This window comes from Bacteroides sp. AM10-21B, assembly GCF_003472565.1.
In the GTDB taxonomy this organism is placed as follows: domain Bacteria; phylum Bacteroidota; class Bacteroidia; order Bacteroidales; family Bacteroidaceae; genus Bacteroides; species Bacteroides propionicigenes.
Genome location: NZ_QRME01000005.1, coordinates 141,103 through 160,409, shown reverse-complemented (window position 1 = coordinate 160,409; position 19,307 = coordinate 141,103). Strand labels below are relative to the sequence as shown.

Annotated in this window: 15 protein-coding genes and 1 pseudogene; 15 read left to right on the top strand and 1 reads right to left on the bottom strand. The window is 40.8% G+C overall.

Annotation, left to right across the window (positions count from 1 at the left end; genetic code table 11):
- Window positions 1-177 precede the first annotated feature (177 nt).
- A complete protein-coding gene (locus DW121_RS08105; RefSeq protein WP_117711383.1) occupies window positions 178-840 on the top strand; it encodes a DUF2490 domain-containing protein in 663 nt (220 codons plus the stop codon).
- 14 nt (window positions 841-854) lie between these two features.
- Here the strand turns inward: DW121_RS08105 and DW121_RS08100 are convergent.
- A pseudogene (locus tag DW121_RS08100) lies at window positions 855-1,951 on the bottom strand (DUF4421 domain-containing protein).
- A gap of 268 nt (window positions 1,952-2,219) precedes the next feature.
- Here DW121_RS08100 and DW121_RS08095 point away from each other — a divergent pair.
- From DW121_RS08095 to hisB, 14 genes are all read left to right on the top strand, one after another.
- Window positions 2,220-3,467, top strand: coding sequence for a hypothetical protein (locus DW121_RS08095; protein ID WP_118323487.1), 1,248 nt, complete (start codon window positions 2,220-2,222; stop codon window positions 3,465-3,467).
- A gap of 112 nt (window positions 3,468-3,579) precedes the next feature.
- Complete coding sequence (locus DW121_RS08090) at window positions 3,580-4,182, top strand: RNA polymerase sigma-70 factor (RefSeq protein ID WP_117711385.1); 603 nt, start codon at window positions 3,580-3,582, stop codon at window positions 4,180-4,182.
- Between the two features lie 142 nt (window positions 4,183-4,324).
- Window positions 4,325-5,314 (top strand): FecR family protein, encoded by a 990-nt coding sequence (locus tag DW121_RS08085; protein ID WP_117711386.1) that lies wholly within the window; start codon window positions 4,325-4,327, stop codon window positions 5,312-5,314.
- A 259-nt stretch (window positions 5,315-5,573) separates the two neighbouring features.
- Window positions 5,574-9,089, top strand: coding sequence for a TonB-dependent receptor (locus tag DW121_RS08080; protein WP_118323486.1), 3,516 nt, complete (start codon window positions 5,574-5,576; stop codon window positions 9,087-9,089).
- Between the two features lie 12 nt (window positions 9,090-9,101).
- Window positions 9,102-9,749 carry a RagB/SusD family nutrient uptake outer membrane protein gene (locus DW121_RS15845; protein WP_233555789.1) on the top strand — a complete coding sequence of 216 codons (648 nt, stop codon included), beginning with the start codon at window positions 9,102-9,104 and terminating at the stop codon, window positions 9,747-9,749.
- A 129-nt stretch (window positions 9,750-9,878) separates the two neighbouring features.
- Complete coding sequence (locus DW121_RS15840; RefSeq protein WP_233555788.1) at window positions 9,879-10,496, top strand: RagB/SusD family nutrient uptake outer membrane protein; 618 nt, start codon at window positions 9,879-9,881, stop codon at window positions 10,494-10,496.
- A 1-nt stretch (window position 10,497) separates the two neighbouring features.
- Window positions 10,498-11,697 carry a ComEC/Rec2 family competence protein gene (locus DW121_RS08070; RefSeq protein WP_118323485.1) on the top strand — a complete coding sequence of 400 codons (1,200 nt, stop codon included), beginning with the start codon at window positions 10,498-10,500 and terminating at the stop codon, window positions 11,695-11,697.
- Window positions 11,698-11,707: 10 nt separating this feature from the next.
- Window positions 11,708-12,610, top strand: coding sequence for a glycerophosphodiester phosphodiesterase family protein (locus DW121_RS08065; RefSeq protein WP_187120016.1), 903 nt, complete (start codon window positions 11,708-11,710; stop codon window positions 12,608-12,610).
- Window positions 12,611-12,625: 15 nt separating this feature from the next.
- Window positions 12,626-14,002, top strand: coding sequence for an MFS transporter (locus tag DW121_RS08060; protein WP_117711390.1), 1,377 nt, complete (start codon window positions 12,626-12,628; stop codon window positions 14,000-14,002).
- A 49-nt stretch (window positions 14,003-14,051) separates the two neighbouring features.
- Complete coding sequence (locus DW121_RS08055; RefSeq protein WP_117711391.1) at window positions 14,052-14,543, top strand: PaaI family thioesterase; 492 nt, start codon at window positions 14,052-14,054, stop codon at window positions 14,541-14,543.
- 255 nt (window positions 14,544-14,798) lie between these two features.
- Window positions 14,799-15,650, top strand: coding sequence for an ATP phosphoribosyltransferase (gene hisG / locus DW121_RS08050; RefSeq protein ID WP_118323484.1), 852 nt, complete (start codon window positions 14,799-14,801; stop codon window positions 15,648-15,650).
- Window positions 15,651-15,661: 11 nt separating this feature from the next.
- Window positions 15,662-16,954 carry a histidinol dehydrogenase gene (gene hisD / locus DW121_RS08045; RefSeq protein WP_118323483.1) on the top strand — a complete coding sequence of 431 codons (1,293 nt, stop codon included), beginning with the start codon at window positions 15,662-15,664 and terminating at the stop codon, window positions 16,952-16,954.
- 21 nt (window positions 16,955-16,975) lie between these two features.
- Entirely contained in the window at window positions 16,976-18,016 is a 1,041-nt protein-coding gene (gene hisC, locus DW121_RS08040) for a histidinol-phosphate transaminase (protein ID WP_118323482.1), read from the top strand.
- A gap of 24 nt (window positions 18,017-18,040) precedes the next feature.
- Window positions 18,041-19,189, top strand: a complete 1,149-nt coding sequence (hisB, locus tag DW121_RS08035; RefSeq protein WP_118323481.1) for a bifunctional histidinol-phosphatase/imidazoleglycerol-phosphate dehydratase HisB — start codon at window positions 18,041-18,043, stop codon at window positions 19,187-19,189.
- Window positions 19,190-19,307 lie beyond the last annotated feature (118 nt).

Below are 19,307 nucleotides of genomic sequence, written 5' to 3'. Positions count from 1 at the left end.
CTTTAGCTTTGCAGGTGTGAAACCGATGTTAAATGTTTATATCAAGAGCATCTGTCATTCAGAGCGTAGCGAAGAATCTACTCTCTTGATGTATACACAGAGAAGAGATTCTTCGCTACGCTCTGAATGACAGATAGCATAAGCTAATTATGTGTATTTACTTATTTTGAAATAATTATGGTAAAGAAGAATTTTGGTGTATGGAGAATCTGTGGCTTGCTGGTAGCGGTATTATTTGTTGTGCCTATTTCTCTGTATGCACAGGAAAGGGACTTTACCACTTGGGCAAGTACCGGTTTTAAATATAAGGTAAAACCGGCATTTACCCTGTCCGGAAAATTGGAATGGCGTACAAAAGATAATCTTGACAAGACAGACCGTTGGGGGTTGGATATAGGCGGGGCATATTCTGTGCTCCCTTTTCTGAAAGTGGCTGCGGGCTACGAAGTCCATTATCGCAACCGGGGAGAAGCGGGTTGGAAATTCCGTCACCGTTATCATTTTGACGGAACGCTTTCCACTCGCGTACAAAGGCTGAAAGTTTCGCTTCGCGAACGTTTCCAACACACTTTCGATAGCAATGGTGATGAGTTCCGCTGGCGTTCACGCGTTAAGTTGGCCTATGATATTCCCAAATGTAAAATAGAGCCGTATGCTTCGGTTGAAATGTATAACGGATTGAATCGTGGAGAACGGTTTGATGTACAACGTATGCGCTATCGTGGCGGAGTGGTTCTTCCGCTCTCTTCCGATTGGGAAGCGGATATCTTTTATTGCCGCCAATGGGAGAGCAAGGGGCGAAAGGATATAGTAGGGGTGGCTTGTACTTATTCCTTCTGATTATAACAGGTTTGTTACCGCTTTTTCTTGCGGTGTTCCTTTTTCAGACAGAAGTTGAACCCTGCATATACCTGCAATGTACCGAAGCCGTTGTTCAAAGAGAAGTTGTTTCGGTAATAGTCATATGTTCTGCCTACGAATGAAGTGCCTACAAAATACTTGCTGTTGTTGTATACCACTCCTGCACGCAGGATGAAGTCGATATTGAAGTTCTTGTACCAGTCGTCCATTTCTCCTTCCGCTTTTTTAATGCGTGAGGTTTTGTAAGCCACTGCCGGATTGAGGGAAATGCAGGCAAGGCAGTTGCGGGCAAATACCCAATTATAGGCATAGCCGGCGTTGAGGCTGATATTGGTGTATTTTATATGGTTCACTTTCATACCCGGGTTCATTGTCTTCTGAATAACGTCGGGCAGCTTGGTATAGTCAAAATCCAGATTATGAGTTGATACGGAGAATCCGGCAATGAAAGAGCCGGCGTTACGCCGCTGGTTGGTGGATTGGCTGAAAGCGGCAGGATAAGAAAAGCGCCGGTTGTTGAATATATAGTATAAATTCAGTCCTTTCATCTTTACTTTCAGTCCGTTGAAGTCTTCAGAATAATTGGCAGGTATATGGTCGGAGAATCCTGTTACGTTATGTATCTTGTAAGAGTTACCTGTACGTTTATATAAAATATCCACTCCTAACTTGGAACTGTAAAGGCTGAGGTCGAATTCAGTTCCTCTTTTTTCCCGCTTTTCTTTCCGTAAAGGCCGTCCGCATCGACAGCCCACCCCAAGAAAATCCAGCGCCAGCCAAAATAGACTCCTATTTTATTATGAGGTTTGGGTGAGAACCGGAGGCGTTGAGGTTCGGGAGTGCCACTCCCTACGGAATAATATTCATAGTTGGTGAAGTGGTCGAGCATCAAAGCGTAGTTGTAGCGGTTTGGACTGATATAAGTGGTATCAAAATCGCTGAAATTGAGGAAACGTTTAATCACTTTCTTGAATCGACTGTCATTCCTGCGTGATATGCTGTCGGATATAATTGAATCATTTTCTTTGTTTTGGGCAAACAAAGAAAGTGTTAACAATACACCTATACAAAAGCTGATACCTCTAAGCATTCTTCTTTTATTAATTATTCGGTTTGTATAAATATAAACAAACTGAAGGATGAAAGTATTGCGACTCTTGCCCATTCTAACTGACAGACCATTTGGATAAACGAAGATATGAAAAAAACAGTATGTAAAAAGAGAATTTAGTTTATTTCTTAAGAAAAAGGGGAGAAACTTTTCTGAAATTCTGAACTTTGCCGGATACATATCTTTTCTTTTTGATATATATTCGTATTTTTGTACATTACTTATTTTGATTAATACTGGAAATAATATGATACAATCTTCACATAGTGACACCTATAAGCTGGAGACAACGAGAGTTTGTGCGAATTTACTCATAATGATGCTAATCGCCGTAGTGACAAGTATTATTCCTTTACTATTGAATAATAATTCTGCAATCTTCTATACAAGTTTGCCCTTTTATATTACGGTAGTCATACTTTTTACTTGTATTATGTATCTTCAATATTGGGGGATAGTTATTGGAGTGATGTCATTTTTAATATGTGGATTTGTTTTAGAGCTTCCTTTGAAAATATTAATAATAAATTGTATCGTTAATACTTTTCAGATTTTTCTATTACTTGTTGCTTTCTTTGCCTTGAAACGGTTGAAAATACCAAATAGGAATAAATATGCACAAGGGATATTTTATCTTTCACAATATAACTTTTTGCTATTGATTTTATTTATCCTATATATTTTATTTTGTATATTCAATTCTCATACATGGATTACGATTCTTTATACATTTGCTTCTGCCACTTTTGTTGTAACGATTATAAAAGTAATTGTTAATAAGGATCTTCATTTGCTTTTCTATACTGTTTGCATTGCTCTGTTACCTTCTCTTTTGTGCAGCACTATTTCTGCATTAGGAAGTGGAGTTCCTTCGTACCTGATGGGAGATTATATTTTTACATGGACTTTTTCTAATTATATATTATTGCAGACTTGTGGCTATTTAATATTTCAAATGCTATTTACCAAGTCTCGAACTCGACTACCCAATAAAGAAATTGTAGAGATAGATCTGAGTAGTATTGCCTATTATGTCGCTATGTTATTATGGAATCTTTTGATTATTTATTTACTATATTCCAAAATTCTGCAACACAATATTTATATCTACTTTTTCCCATGGATATTGGGAAATATCTTTTTCGGTTTTAATCTTTGTTTTAGTTTTTATAATGATGCTGAGAATGTTACAGATAAATTTGCATGGTATGAGCACAGAGTTGTTGTGGTTGAAAAGAATACAAGTGGTATAGTTACTATCATTACTTTTTTATTACCGCTCAGCGTATCTTTTATTGGCAATATTCCGGAAGAATTATTTGTTCTTTTCATTGCTAATATCTTTTGTGCCTGTTTATCAGTCGGACTGATTTGGGTACCAAGTCCCAATATAAAGTTTATAGCTTTATTGAAGAGTATGAAAACAATTTTCTATTTATATTCAATTACTTTGCTGTTGATTAGTGTTATAATGATTATGTTTAGCAAACATTAGTTGCCGACTTAACTATGTAGAGATTTGCTTTATTTCTTTTTTATTTCCCGAATTTTACATAGGTTTGTAACATCATAGCGATACCTTTGTAGGCAAACTTTAAAAATACAGTATGTACGCAACCGGAATTCTTAATGATGAGCATGCTCTTGTTCTCCGTCTGATAGAGGGGGATGAGGATGCTTTCTGCGAACTTTATGCTGCCTATAAAAATCGTTTGATATACTTTGCCATGCGCTTTTTGAAGTCACGCGAGTATGCAGAGGATATTTTTCAGGATGCTTTCACGGTAGTTTGGCAAGGTCGTCGTTTTATCAATCCGGACGCATCTTTTTCGGCTTATCTATATACGATTGTACGCAACCGCATACTGAATCAGTTGCGTGACTTGGCCAATCAGGATAAACTTAGGGAACAGATACTCTCGCAAGCGGTGGATTATACAAATAATACGAAAGAGACTGTTTTTGCCAATGACTTGCGGCAGTTCATTGTTCGTGCATTGCAACAACTGACACCCCGCCAGCGTGAAATATTTGAAATGAGCCGGGAACAGCAAATGTCTCATCGTGAAATAGCCGAAGCATTGGGTATTTCTGTCAATACAGTACAGGAATCCATTTCTATATCATTACGGATATTGCGTACTTATTTGGAAAAGAACTCAGTAGCGGGTGCAGACCTTGTTTTGCTTCTTATTTGCTTAAATTTGTAGGAAGACGCACGACCAGACCATTTGGCAGGAATTTTATTTCTTAAAAAACGCTAATCGCACCCCTGTAATTCTTCTCTTACGTGTATATCTCCATATAAAAGGTTTATTTTTGATAGCCTTTGTACTATTAAAATTAGGAACTATGGAGAATAGTGAAAGAGATAAATCATTGTTTCGCCGTTATTTAGATGACCTGTATACTACGGAAGATGCACGTAGGCTGATGGATGGTTTACAGTGTTCGGAACATCACGGTATTGACGGTTTTGAAGAACTGGCAACCGATATTTGGGAAGAATCTTCCGTTCGTCAGGCTCGTACTGATCTTGAACGCGAACAATATAAAAAGGAAGCTCGATTGTTGTTGAAGCATATTGAGCATAAAAAACGGACATGGTTTCGCCGGACAGTGGCGGCGGTAGCAAGTGTGGCTGCTGTGGTTTGCCTTATTTTTGGCAGTATCAGTTATATACATTATATAGACCGGCAACAGATATCCTATTTGGAAGCTTCCACGTCTTTCGGTGAACGCAAAGAAATACAACTTCCTGACGGTACATACTTAACTTTAAATTCCTGTTCACGTGTGCGTTATCCGAATCATTTTGTCGATGATGAACGCAGAATAGAGTTGGAGGGTGAAGGTTATTTCCGTGTATATCATAACGAAAAACAGCCTTTCATTGTAAATGCCCGTCATTTTGACGTGCGTGTGTTGGGTACTTGTTTCAATGTCAAATCCTATTCTTCGGATGAAGTGGTTTCTGTAGATGTAGAAAGCGGTAAAGTGCAGGTCGATATGCCCGAAGCAATGATGCGTCTGCAAGCTAAGGAACAGGTACTTATCAATACAGTTTCGGGAGAATATAACAAGCGGCACGAAGATCGTGCAGTAGCTGTTTGGCGAAAAGGTAGCTTGCGCTTTAACACTACTCCGATACGTGATGTAGCCAAAGAATTGGAGCGTATGTATAATTGTCGTATCACTTTTGCTGAAGGTCAAGACTTTAGCAACCTTATTTCCGGTGAGCATGATAATAAGAGTTTGGAGGCTGTGCTACAGTCTATTGAGTACACAAGTGGCATTCGTTATAAGAAGAGTGGAAATCAGGTATTATTGTATAAGCAATAAAATATGTTAATGAAACCCCAGCGCATTGAAGTAATAGTGTATTATATGTAAACCTCGTGAATATTAACCTTTAATTCAAGAAAAAGCAAGTATGAAAACACATCCTTAATTCTTAAAAAAATAGGAGCTGTCTCTCAGAGAAGCCCCTATCATAGTCCGGACGGATATTCATTCGTTTTCCCCCGTGTGAATAACGTATCGCGGATTACTAAAACCTTTGTTTTAAATAATTTATTTAATTACTAAAACGCACAAATTTATGAATATTCTTCCTAATTCTAAAAGGAAAAGTAGAAATGTATATTCGTTTTTAGCTTTTTTACTATTCGTATGCTTGTCATTTGTACCTTATAGTGTTCAAGCACAAAATCAGAACAATATTACGCTAAGTGTTCAAAATGAAACGGTAGAAAATGTTTTCAATCAACTGAGTAAACAAACCGGATTGAAATTCTTTTATGATGAAACAGTGATAAATAATGTATCACGTGTGTCTTTAAGTGTCAAGGATGCTTCTTTACAATCTGTATTGGATAAAATATCTTCTCAAACAAAGTTATATTTCAATAGGGAAAATAATACGATTTCTGTAGGCAAACAGAAAAATTCAAATACGGGTAAGCAAGTAAAGACTAAAACAATTACAGGTAGAGTAGTTGACCAAACGGGAGAGCCTATTATTGGTGCAAGCGTGGTAGTAAAAGGCACAACTAATGGTATAATAACCGATGTTGATGGGAACTATACTTTGTCTGATGTTCCGGAAGAAGGGACAATCTCTTTTTCTTATATCGGTTATAAAACAGCTGAATTTAAGGCGGATAATAGAGATTTGGCTAAAATTATTTTAAAAGAAGATAATGAACTTCTTGATGAGGTGGTAGTCGTTGGTTATGGTGTACAGCGTAAGCGTGATGTTACTACTTCTATATCATCAATGAAAGCCAGCGAGTTAGCCGTTCCTGTGTCAAGTGTGGATCAGGCCCTTGTCGGTAAGATGACTGGCGTACAAGTTACTCAACCGAATGGGGTACCCGGTGGCGGATTATCTATAAAAGTTAGAGGTAGCGGCAGTATTACCGCGGGTACAGATCCTTTGTATGTAATAGATGGTTTTCCAATGTCTAGTGATGCCGGTAATGGGGCAGGACAAAGTGTTTCTCCTTTGAGTACTATCAATATGAATGATATTGAATCTATTGAAGTATTGAAGGATGCCTCAGCTGCGGCCATTTATGGTTCGAGAGGCGCTAACGGTGTTGTAATTATTACGACCAAAAAAGGGAAAGAAGGCAAGGATTTGAAACCGACAGTACAATATGACGGATATGTAGGTTTCCAACAACGCACAAAAAAAATAGATATGCTGGATGCTTATGACTATGCAAAACTTAGTTATGACGGGCATAATAATGCATATCTTGACTTATTAGAGAGTAAAGGTATACAAGGAAGCATTACTGATACTAATGATGAACGTAATGCTAAACTTGGAAAGAAACCGGGCACTATAAATCAGGCATATTTGTTGCCACCGGAAATTATGCCTTATATAAATGGTGAGACAGGCTTGACTAATACTGATTGGCAGGATGAGGTGATGCGGACTGCTTTGACTCATAGTCACAATCTTTCTCTTTCCGGTGGAAATAGCTCTACCAGATACTTTATTTCAGGGAATTACATGAAAGAAGAAGGTATTGTTATTGGCTCTGAATTTGAACAAATGGGCGCAAGAGGTAAGGTTGATACTAGTTATAAGAGATTTGCTTTTGGAGCTAATCTATCTTTTAACTATTCAGTGTATGACATTGTGCCTACTGAAGACCGTTATAAGAATGAAACTATTGTTGCTTCTGCACTGGCAATGGCTCCTATTATGCCTGTGTACAATCCTGATGGGTCTTATAACTTTGATCAATGGAACTGGCAATATAAGCATCCGCAAATTGTAAATCCGGTGGCATTGGCTAATGAAAAAGAGGATCAAATGAAGAGGTATCGTTTTTTGGGTAATGTATATGGAGAATATGAATTGTATAAGGATTTGAAATTTAAGACTAGTTTTGGGGTTGATTTTAATAGTTATAGTCGTTCGTATTACCGTCCTTCTACTTTGCCGACATCATTGAATAGAGTACCGCCTTCTGTACCGGAAGGGTCGAAACGTGATAAAAACCTGTTGAACTGGGTATGGGAGAATACGCTGTCTTATGTGAAAACATTTAAGCAAGATCATCATTTGTCTGCTGTGGCAGGTTGGTCGGCTCAAAAAGAGTCTGCTAATACCTCTTTGATTGCAGGAAATGGTTATCCAAATGATTTGGTGCATACTATAAATGCGGCATCGGCTATTACGAATTGGAGTGCTACGGCTTATGAGTGGTCTTTACTTTCTGCATTGGCACGTGCACAGTATTCTTATAAAGGAAAATATATGCTTTCGGCAGCTATTCGTGCTGATGGTTCTTCCCGTTTTGGGAAAAACAATCGTTGGGGGACATTCCCTTCTGTATCTGCCGGATGGTATGTCAGTGAAGAAGACTTTATGAAGAGTTTACATTGGCTTTCTTCTTTGAAGTTGCGTGCCAGCTATGGTGTGAGCGGTAATTTTAATATTGGCAATTATGATTATTATGCGACTTTAAGCGAGGATAACTATGCTTATGGAAAAAATGACGGAACTTTGGCAAATGGTTTATATCCGTCAACTGCTGGAAATCCGGATTTAGGCTGGGAAAAAACAGCTATGTTGAATTTAGGATTGGAGTTTGGCTTATTTAATATGTTTACCTTTGAACTGGACTGGTATACAAGTACTACCAGTGATATGTTATTGGATGTTCCTGTTGCAGAATTTTCCGGTTTCAGTACAATTCCTATGAATATCGGTAAGGTAAGCAATAAAGGTATTGAGTTTTCTTTGGCTACAACGAATAAGTGGGGAGATTTTACTTGGAATAATCGTTTTAATATTTCCGCTAATAGAAATAAAGTTGTTGATTTAGGGGGAGTTGATGAGATGCTGACAACAACAGAAAGTGTGACATTTATTACGAAAGTTGGCGAACCGATAGGTAACTATTATACTTTGGTTACAGATGGTGTTTTTGCTAATCAAGCGGAGATAGATAATTCTAAAGATCCGGATAAAACTAAACGCAAATATGCTTATGTAAAAGGTGCCAAACCGGGAGATTTCCGTTATAAAGATGTAGACGGAAGTGGAGAAATCGATGAAAATGACCGTACTATTACAGGAAACTATATGCCGAAATTTACTTATGGATTCTCTACCGAGATGAAATATAAGAATATCGATTTAGCCGTGTCTTTACAAGGAGTACAGGGGAATAAAATTGCTAATATATTCCGTCGTTATATCGATAATATGGAAGGTGGAAACAACTGTCAGGTTGATGCTTTGGATCGTTGGGTATCAGAGAGTAACCCGGGAAGTGGATTGGTGGTACGAGCCAATAGAAGCGCTACCGGAATGAATGGTACTACTTCAACTTGGCATATTGAGGATGGATCTTATTTGAGAATAAAAAATATAACGTTAGGTTATACATTGCCTAAATCTTGGTTGTCTAATGTAGGTATTAATCATCTCCGCGTTTATTTGTCTACACAGAATCCGTTTACTTTTACAAAATATAGCGGATATAATCCCGAGGTAAATATGAAAGGCAACTCTCTTACACCCGGTATTGATTATGGAACTTATCCATTGGCTAAGTCCTTTGTTTTTGGATTAAATGTAACCTTTTAAATAGTATAGATTATGAAGATAAAATATTATATAGTTAGTTTATTCGCTCTATTGTCGGCGACAAGTTGTAGCGACTTTTTGGACCTAACTCCTATATCTGAAGCCTCTTCTGTTAATTACTATAAAAATACCTCAGATATAAATTCGGCTTTAACAGCTTGTTATGGTTCATTGCAAGGCACTTATCAATATGGAGAATACTTTATAGCTTTAATGGAACTTCGTTCTGACAATGTAGAAGATATTAATCCTGGGGGTGCAGCCGGTGTATTTTATTTTATAGATAATTTTACGGCAACTTCTGGAAATAATATTATTCGTCAAGCCTGGAAAGAACTTTATAATCAGATTTATAGATGTAACAATGTACTCGCTAATAGCCATGTTGTTGCTAATGATGAATTGAGGGAACAATATGAGGGAGAAGCGGCTTTCTTGCGTGCTTTGGCTTATTTTAATATTGTCCGTTTATGGGGAGATGCTCCTCTTATTTTAGAGCCGATTAAAGCTGTGGATGCAGTGAACTATGGCCGTACTCCTATAGCAGATATTTATAAAGTTATCGAAGATGATTTAAAGGATGCAGCTAAAAAGTTGGAACCCTCGTATGGTAGTGACGATTTAGGGCGCGCAACTTCCGTTGCAGCAGAGGCTTTGTAGGGTAAAGTGTATCTGACTGAGAAGAAGTGGTCGGATGCGGTTACACTATTGGATAATTTGATACAGACATATTCATCACAATATGGCTTATTAGATAATATTGCGGATGTGTTTAGTGTGAATAATGAGATGAACAAAGAAATATTGTTTGCTGTCCGTTATTCAAAGTCTGTTATTGGAGAGGGACATGGATACAATGATTATTTTAAGGACAAATCTGTTATTTATAGTGAATTAAAGGCTTCTTATGGCACTACGGATGAACGTCGTGATATGATTGAATATAAAAAGGTGGATGCTAATAATAATGTGATAGCTAAATATTATGATACGTTTGATGCAACAACAGCTAAGGTCGGTTTTGATCTTCCTTTATTGAGATGGGCTGATGTTTTGTTGATGTGTGCAGAAGCTCATAATGAGGTAGCTTACGATGGAACGGAGGATGGTAAGGCTATGAGTGCTTTAAATTTGGTTAGAGGACGTGCAAAAGCGGTTGCATATACTTCAACAGAATTGAACGATCAAAATAGCTTTCGTAAGGCTGTATTAGAGGAAAGACGTTTGGAATTTCCTTTTGAACTGCACCGTTGGTTTGATTTGATTCGTACAGATACAGCATTAGATGCCATGTCTAAGGTTGGATTTACAATTACGAAGAATGATTATTTATATCCGCTTCCGAAAACAGAGGTTGATTTGATTAATAATCCTGTAACATTCCCTCAAAATCCGGGGTATAATTAATATGAATCGGTATATTTTATTATTGGTTGTGGCGGCATTTGCCGCCACAACCGTCTTCTCACAGACTTTGGAGAAATGGGAAGAGGGGTATTTGGATATTCATCACATAAATACCGGACGTGGTGATTGTACTTTTTGTATTCTTCCGGATGGTACAACTTTATTGATTGATGCAGGAGAAATAAAAGCTAATACGAGAGTTGTTGCCCCCAAACCGGATAACCTAAAAAGAGCAGGTGAATGGATTGCAGATTATATTGCTTCCTTTATTCCAAATGGCAGGAAGTATATTGATTATTATTTGTTGACTCACCACCATTCTGATCATATTGGTGCTTTGTTTCGCGTAAAAGAAGAGAAAAAACGTTATTATTTAACCGGAGTTACAGATGTTTATCAGCATTTTCCGGCACATACAATCGTTGATAGAGGAGGAGACTTTTTTCCACCTTCTTTTTCCGATTCTTGTTATTCCAATTATTGCCGTTTTATAAAATCTATAGACAATAAGGTGGAACATCAAACTTTTAAAGTGGGTACTGATAAACAATTTAGTTTGCTGTATGATAGACTGAGCTATCCTTCTTTTCATATCCGGAATATATATGCCAATGGTATGTTAGCTTTGGAAAACGGTGAGATTGATACGTTATTTTCTGACCGAATTCTTTATACCAAAAAAGAGATGCCCCGGGAAAATATGTATAGCTGTGTAGTTAAACTGACTTATGGGTTATTTGATTATTACACAGGTGGGGATATTCCCGGCTATCCACGTCCCGGACGTCCACTATGGCATGATATTGAGTCTCCTGTTTCTGATATTGTGGGTAAGGTTGAAGTTGCGGTCTTAAATCATCATGGAAATGAAGATGGTACAAATGAGCATTTTTTGGCGCGTTTATCCCCTCAGAATATAATAATGTCTGCGTGGGATGCTTTACATCCTAATCATACAGTATTAGCCCGGGCTTTATCAAAAGAGATTTATCCGGAAAGTAGGAATGTGATATCTACTAATTTACATCCGGCTGCAAAGATAGTTATAGGAAGTTTGACGGATAAGATGGCATCTACTCAAGGACATATTGTTGTTCGTGTGTATCCGGGCGGGGCAAAATACAGTATTTATATACTGAATGACAGTGATTCCAAACATTTAATTAAAAAAGAATTGGGTACATTTGATTGTACGAAATAATTTTATGGTTATGAAGAAAATTTTATTATTCATTTACGTTAGTATGATATGGGCAGGTTATGTACTTGCTCAACAAACCGTAGACCATATTTTGGAAGGATTTAATGCACCAGCCAGTGAATCAGTGTTGGTTGTATCTCATCGTGCCGATTGGCGTAATGCTCCTGAGAATTCTTTGCAGGCTATTCAAAATTGTATTGATATGGGAGTTGATATGGTCGAGATAGATTTAAAACGTACCAAGGACGGACATCTGATTCTGATGCATGATAAAACAATTGACCGTACTACAACAGGAAAAGGTCGTCCGGAAGATTTTACTTTAGCAGAATTGCATGAGTTTCGTATGCGTAACGGTGCAGGACATAAAACACGTCATCTTATACCTACCTTTGAAGAGGTGATGCTTTTGTGTAAAGGTAAGATAATGGTGAATGTGGATAAAGGTTATGATTACTTTAAAGATGCATATGCTATTCTTGAAAAAACGGGTACGGTAAATCAGTGTGTGATGAAAGCCGGTTTGCCTTACGAACAGGTAAAGGCTGAAAATGGTGAGGTGCTGGATAAAATGATTTTCATGCCTGTTGTGAATTTGCATAAGGAAGGTGCTGAAGCTGTAATAGACAGCTATTTGAAACACATGAAACCACAGGCTTTTGAATTGGTATTTAATAATGATGGTCCCGAAGTTCAGCGTTTAATAAAAAAAGTTCGTGATAGCGGTGCAAAAATCTTTATAAACAGCCTCTGGCCTGAACTCTGCGGCGGACATGATGATGACCGTGCCGTAGAGTTGCATCAGCCGGATGAAAGTTGGGGGTGGATAATCGGTCAGGGAGCTAAACTGGTTCAGACGGACCGTCCGGCTCTGTTGCTGGAGTATCTGAAAGCAAAGAAGTTGCATGAATAAAGATTGAAAATCATCATGTTTAAGTCTATTATTGATTTCTACCGGGTTTCGCAACCGAAATCCGGTCATGGCGGAGCTTTGTCTGATGACTCCTCTTCCGATGACTGCCTGATGGGACAGAAGCAACGTTTGAAGCGTTTACAGTGGTCCACTTTCCTTGCCGCCACTTTGGGTTATGGTATGTATTACGTCTGCCGTTTGAGTCTGAATGTAGTGAAGAAGCCTATTGTGGATGAGGGTATCTTTTCGGAAACCGAACTGGGAATCATTGGTGCGGTACTGTTCTTTACCTATGCTGTCGGCAAGTTTACGAATGGTTTTTTGGCAGACCGCAGTAATATCAACCGTTTCATGTCAACCGGTTTGCTGGTGACCGCATTGGTCAACCTTTGTTTGGGTTTTGTACATTCTTTTATTCTGTTTGCCATTCTTTGGGGTATCAGCGGGTGGTTTCAGTCTATGGGTGCGGCTTCCTGTGTGGTAGGTCTTTCCCGTTGGTTTACGGACAAGGAACGCGGCTCTTTTTATGGCTTTTGGAGCGCAAGCCATAATATCGGTGAGGCAATGACATTTATTATTGTGGCTTCCATTGTAAGTGCGTTGGGATGGCGTTACGGTTTTCTGGGTGCAGGTCTGGTTGGTCTGGTTGGTGCTTTGATAATCTGGCGTTTTTTTCATGATACTCCTCAGAGCAAGGGACTTCCTGCCGTCAATGCCCCTGCGGAGAAAAAGGAAATGAATGCTTTGGAAACAGAAGAGTTCAACCGTGCCCAGAAAGCGGTGTTGAGAAATCCTGCCATTTGGATACTTGCGTTCAGTAGCGCCTTTATGTACATCAGCCGTTATGCGGTGAATAGTTGGGGTGTGTTCTATCTGCAGGCAGAGAAGGGATATTCCACGTTGGATGCCAGCTTCATCATTTCCATAAGTTCGGTATGCGGTATTGTAGGGACTATGTTTTCCGGGGTTATCTCGGATAAGCTTTTCGGAGGTCGTCGCAATATTCCCGCCTTGATATTCGGTTTGACGAATGTGGTTGCCCTGTGTCTTTTTCTTCTTGTTCCGGGTGTCCATTTTTGGGTGGATGCTTTGGCAATGATTCTCTTTGGCTTGGGTATCGGTGTGTTGATTTGCTTCCTGGGCGGACTGATGGCTGTGGATATTGCTCCCCGTAACGCATCGGGTGCTGCTTTGGGCGTGGTAGGCATTGCGAGTTATATCGGTGCCGGCTTGCAGGATGTGATGAGCGGAGTGCTGATTGAAGGCAACAAGCGGCTTGTCGATGGTGTGGAGGTGTACGACTTTACCTATATCAACTGGTTTTGGATAGGTGCGGCTTTGATGTCTGTGTTATTGGCGTTGCTGGTGTGGAATGCGAGAAGTAAAGAATAAAGTTGTGTGGATTTCATAGAATAGCTTATCTTTACAGAAAAAATAGTATATGAAGAAGATTATCAACCCATGGAAAAACATGGAAGGCTATAATTGCTTTGGTTGTTCTCCTGATAATGAGGCAGGTGTAAGAATGGAATTCTATGAAGACGGCGATGAAGTAGTGAGTATCTGGAAGCCCCGTCCGGAATATCAGGGATGGTTGAACACATTGCATGGCGGCATTCAGTCCGTATTGCTGGATGAAATTTGCGGCTGGGTGGTGTTCCGCAAGTTGCAGACCGGGGGAGTGACTTCTAAAATGGAGACTCGTTTTCGTAAGTCCATATCTACTAATGATACACATTTGGTACTGCGGGCGTCGCTACGTGAACAGAAACGTAATATTGCCATTATAGAAGCAAGGCTGTATAACAGCATGGGCGAACTCTGTACGGAAGCCACATGCACCTACTTTACTTTCCCGCAGGAAAAGGCGGAAAAAGAAATGTGTTTTCATCACTGTGATGTAGAACCGGATGAAATATTACCGCTTATTTGATGAAAGTGAAAGAAAAAGTGAACTTTTTGTGATAAATCTTTGGTTGTTTAAAACAAATCGTTTACATTTGTCGCATCAAAAGTAGAGAAAGTATGAAGAATATCGTTGCACATCATCACCATTATCATCCTGACGAATAACTCGGTGGGCGTATGAGGATATGTGTATAACGAAGAACATATAATGAACGAGGCTTGCCGAACACTGGTAAACCTCGTTTTTTTATTAGCAAACCATAAAATATAAAATAATATCATGTTAAGAATTGCAGTACAGGCCAAAGGCCGTCTTTTTGACGAAACAATGTCATTCCTTGAAGAATCGGATATTAAACTGAGTGCAACGAAACGCACACTATTGGTACAGTCTTCCAACTTTCCTTTGGAAGTTTTGTTTTTGCGCGATGATGATATTCCGCAAACGGTAGCTACGGGAGTGGCCGATTTGGGTATTGTCGGTGAAAACGAGTTTATGGAAAAGGCGGAAGATGCTGAAATTGTAAAACGTTTGGGATTCAGCAAATGCCGTTTGTCACTGGCCCTGCCTAAGGATATTGAATATACGGGTCCGCAGTGGTTTGAAGGTAAGAAGATTGCCACTTCGTATCCCGGCATTCTTTCCCGATACCTTAAAGAACAGGGAGTAAAAGCGGAGATACACGTGATTACAGGTTCGGTAGAGGTTTCTCCGGGTATTGGTCTGGCCGATGCGATTTTTGATATTGTAAGTTCCGGTTCTACTTTGGTGAGCAACCGCCTGAAAGAAGTGGAAGTGGTGATGAAGTCCGAAGCTCTGTTGATTGGCAACAAGAATATGAGTGAGGAGAAGAAGGAGATTCTGGATGAATTGCTGTTCCGTATGAATGCAGTAAAGACGGCGGAAGACAAGAAATATGTGTTGATGAATGCGCCGAAAGAAAAACTGGATGAAATTATAGCCGTATTGCCGGGTATGAAGAGCCCTACGGTGATGCCGTTGGCGCAAGAGGGTTGGTGTTCAGTACATACGGTGCTGGATGAAAAATGTTTTTGGGAGATTATCGGTAAATTGAAGGCATTGGGTGCAGAAGGCATTTTGGTGTTGCCGATTGAAAAAATGATACTTTAAAAGTTAGTGGTATGAACTTGATTACTAATCCTGATAAATCTCAATGGGCGGAATTACTGAAACGTCCGGTGATGAACACGGAAAACCTCTTCGATACGGTACGGGCTATTATAGACCGTGTGAAAGCGGAAGGTGACCGTGCCGTATTGGAATACGAAGAAAAGTTTGACAAAGTGTCGCTGGCCGCATTGGCTGTGACGGAAGAAGAACAGGAGGAAGCTGCCGCATTGGTGGGCGAGGAGCTGAAAAAAGCCATCCGTCTTGCCAAACAGAATATTGAGACCTTTCATGGGGCGCAACGCTTTGAGGGCAAACGGGTAGAGACTCAACCGGGTGTTACTTGTTGGCAGAAAGCGGTTGCCATAGAGAAAGTCGGTTTGTACATTCCCGGCGGAACAGCTCCGCTCTTTTCTACCGTACTGATGCTGGCTGTTCCGGCAAAGATTGCAGGATGCAAGGAGATAGTGCTTTGTACTCCTCCGGGCAAAGATGGAAAAGTGCACCCTGCCGTTTTGTTTGCGGCTAAGGTGGCGGGTGTAAGCCGCATTTTCAAAGCCGGTGGTGTGCAAGCCATTGCGGCAATGGCTTATGGTACGGAGAGCGTGCCGAAAGTGTATAAGATATTCGGTCCGGGCAATCAATATGTAACGGCTGCCAAACAGTTGGTGAGCTTGCGTGATGTAGCCATTGATATGCCGGCGGGTCCTTCGGAAGTGGAGGTGCTGGCGGATGAAACAGCCAATCCGTCTTTTGTGGCTGCCGACTTGCTGAGTCAGGCAGAGCATGGTGTAGACAGTCAGGCGATACTGATTACCACTTCCCCGGCGTTGCAACAGGCGGTGAAAGAAGAAGTGGAGCGTCAGTTGGCTTTGCTGCCCCGTAAGGAGATTGCGGAGAGGTCTCTTGCCAACAGTAAACTGATTGTAGTGCGCGATATGGACGAAGCCATTGAACTGACCAACTCCTATGCACCGGAGCACCTCATCATCGAAACAGCGGATTATATGTCCGTTGCAGAACGGGTAGTTAATGCCGGTTCGGTATTCTTGGGTTCTCTCACTCCGGAAAGCGCAGGAGACTATGCTTCGGGAACCAACCATACGCTGCCCACCAACGGTTATGCCAAAGCATATAGCGGTGTCAGTCTTGATAGCTTTATACGTAAGATTACTTTCCAAGAGATTAAGCCGGAAGGAATACGCACCATTGGCCCGGCTATAGAGGAAATGGCTGCCAACGAGCATCTGGATGCACATAAGAATGCGGTAACTGTCAGACTTGATAAATTGAGAGTTGAGAATTGAAAATAAAAAAAACATCTGTCCATGAGAACTTTAGAAGAACTTACCCGGCCGAATGTGTGGCGCTTGAAGCCTTACTCTTCGGCACGTGATGAATATAATGGCGCTGCCGCGTCCGTTTTTCTCGATGCAAACGAAAATCCGTACAATATGCCGCACAACCGCTATCCGGACCCGATGCAACGGGAATTGAAGAAAGAACTGTCGAAAATAAAGAAGGTAAGCCCCGAACATATTTTTCTGGGAAATGGCAGTGATGAGGCGATAGACCTTCTATTCCGTGCTTTCTGCGAGCCGCGTATAGATAATGTGGTAGCTATAGACCCTACATACGGTATGTATCAGGTGTGTGCGGAGGTGAACGATGTGGAATACCGTAAAGTATTGCTGGATGAGAATTTTCAGTTCTCGGCAGATAAGCTGCTGGCGGCTGCGGACGAGCATACGAAGTTGATATTCCTTTGTTCTCCCAATAATCCTACGGGAAACGACTTGCTTCGTTGCGAGATTGAGCGAATTATCCGTGGGTTCGATGGGCTGGTGATACTGGATGAGGCTTATAACGACTTTTCGGAAGCGCCTTCTTTCTTGGAAGAACTGGATAAATACCCTAATCTGGTTGTGCTCCAAACCTTCTCTAAAGCATGGGGATGTGCTGCCATACGTTTGGGCATGGCTTTTGCTTCGCAGGAGATTATTTCGATTCTCAGCAAAATAAAGTATCCTTATAATGTGAACCTGCTGACGCAGAAACAGGCGATAGAGATGTTGCACCGTTACTATGAGATAGAGCGTTGGGTAAAGACCCTGAAAGAGGAACGCGAAAGTTTGGAGGAGGCGTTTGCTAAGTTGCCTTGTACGGTGAAAATGTTTCCTTCTGATGCCAACTTCTTTCTGGCCCGCGTGACGGATGCTGTGAAGATTTATAATTATCTGGTGGGCGAAGGTATTATTGTGCGTAACCGTAACTCCGTATCGCTTTGCGGAAACTGCCTGAGGGTAACGGTAGGTACAAGAAACGAGAATGACAGGTTGCTTGAGGCGTTGAGGAAATATGAGGTATAAAGTATAAGATATAAAATACAAAGTATGAAGAAGGTACTTTTTATAGATCGTGACGGGACGTTGGTTATTGAGCCGCCTGTAGATTATCAGTTAGATTCGTTGGAGAAACTGGAGTTTTATCCGAAAGTGATGCGTAACCTTGGCTTTGTCCGCAGCAAACTGGATTTTGAGCTTGTTATGGTTACCAATCAGGATGGGCTGGGTACGGCGTCTTTTCCGGAAGAAACTTTTTGGCCGGCGCATAATCTGATGATGAAGACGCTGGAAGGGGAGGGAATTACGTTCGATGATATTTGCATAGACCGTAGTATGCCCGAAGACAATGCACCGACCCGCAAGCCATGTACCGGTATGCTGACGAAGTACCTCGACAATCCCGAATACGACTTGGCAAACAGTTTTGTGATAGGCGACCGCCCTACGGATGTGGAGTTGGCGAAGAACTTGGGATGTCGTGCCATCTTTTTGCAGGAAGATACGAATATGCTGAAGCCGAAATCATCCGGTGGTGAAGCTGCCTGTGAGGGCTTGGAGGATGTCTGTGCTTTGGCAACGAAAGATTGGGATAAAGTCGCTGAATTTCTTTTTGCAGGTGAACGGAAAGCGGAAGTACGCCGTACCACGAAAGAAACGGATATTTACGTAGCTGTGAATTTGGACGGTAACGGTCATTGTGATATTCATACCGGGCTCGGCTTCTTCGACCATATGCTGGAACAGATAGGCAAGCATGGCGGTATGGATTTGACAATTCGCGTGAAAGGCGATTTGGAAGTGGACGAACATCATACGATAGAAGACACCGCCCTTGCTTTGGGTGAGTGTCTGTATCAGGCATTGGGCAACAAGCGCGGCATAGAGCGTTACGGGTACGCACTGCCTATGGACGATTGTCTGTGTCAGGTATGTCTGGACTTTGGAGGACGTCCCTGGCTGGTATGGGATGCCGAGTTCAAGCGCGAGAAAATAGGAGAGATGCCTACGGAAATGTTCCTGCATTTCTTTAAGTCGTTGAGCGATGCGGCCAAGATGAATCTAAATATCAAAGCGGAAGGACAGAATGAACATCATAAGATAGAGGGAATCTTCAAAGCCTTGGCAAGAGCCCTGAAAATGGCAGTGAAACGTGATATCTATCACTATGAACTGCCAAGCTCGAAAGGGGTACTGTAAATGTATGATGCGTTGCGTCCGAATACATCATCTGCTTTGCCCGGACGCATCATCTGCCTTGCCCGAACGCATCATCAGTTTTCTCTCTCCGACAGATATACTTTAGTATATCTTTTCT

Coding starts and splice junctions, on each gene's coding strand:
- DW121_RS08105 (WP_117711383.1), top strand. CDS start 178: ATGGTAAAGAAGAATTTTGGTGTATGGAGAATCTGTGGCTTGCTGGTA.
- DW121_RS08095 (WP_118323487.1), top strand. CDS start 2,220: ATGATACAATCTTCACATAGTGACACCTATAAGCTGGAGACAACGAGA.
- DW121_RS08090 (WP_117711385.1), top strand. CDS start 3,580: ATGTACGCAACCGGAATTCTTAATGATGAGCATGCTCTTGTTCTCCGT.
- DW121_RS08085 (WP_117711386.1), top strand. CDS start 4,325: ATGGAGAATAGTGAAAGAGATAAATCATTGTTTCGCCGTTATTTAGAT.
- DW121_RS08080 (WP_118323486.1), top strand. CDS start 5,574: ATGAATATTCTTCCTAATTCTAAAAGGAAAAGTAGAAATGTATATTCG.
- DW121_RS15845 (WP_233555789.1), top strand. CDS start 9,102: ATGAAGATAAAATATTATATAGTTAGTTTATTCGCTCTATTGTCGGCG.
- DW121_RS15840 (WP_233555788.1), top strand. CDS start 9,879: ATGAACAAAGAAATATTGTTTGCTGTCCGTTATTCAAAGTCTGTTATT.
- DW121_RS08070 (WP_118323485.1), top strand. CDS start 10,498: ATGAATCGGTATATTTTATTATTGGTTGTGGCGGCATTTGCCGCCACA.
- DW121_RS08065 (WP_187120016.1), top strand. CDS start 11,708: ATGAAGAAAATTTTATTATTCATTTACGTTAGTATGATATGGGCAGGT.
- DW121_RS08060 (WP_117711390.1), top strand. CDS start 12,626: ATGTTTAAGTCTATTATTGATTTCTACCGGGTTTCGCAACCGAAATCC.
- DW121_RS08055 (WP_117711391.1), top strand. CDS start 14,052: ATGAAGAAGATTATCAACCCATGGAAAAACATGGAAGGCTATAATTGC.
- hisG (WP_118323484.1), top strand. CDS start 14,799: ATGTTAAGAATTGCAGTACAGGCCAAAGGCCGTCTTTTTGACGAAACA.
- hisD (WP_118323483.1), top strand. CDS start 15,662: ATGAACTTGATTACTAATCCTGATAAATCTCAATGGGCGGAATTACTG.
- hisC (WP_118323482.1), top strand. CDS start 16,976: ATGAGAACTTTAGAAGAACTTACCCGGCCGAATGTGTGGCGCTTGAAG.
- hisB (WP_118323481.1), top strand. CDS start 18,041: ATGAAGAAGGTACTTTTTATAGATCGTGACGGGACGTTGGTTATTGAG.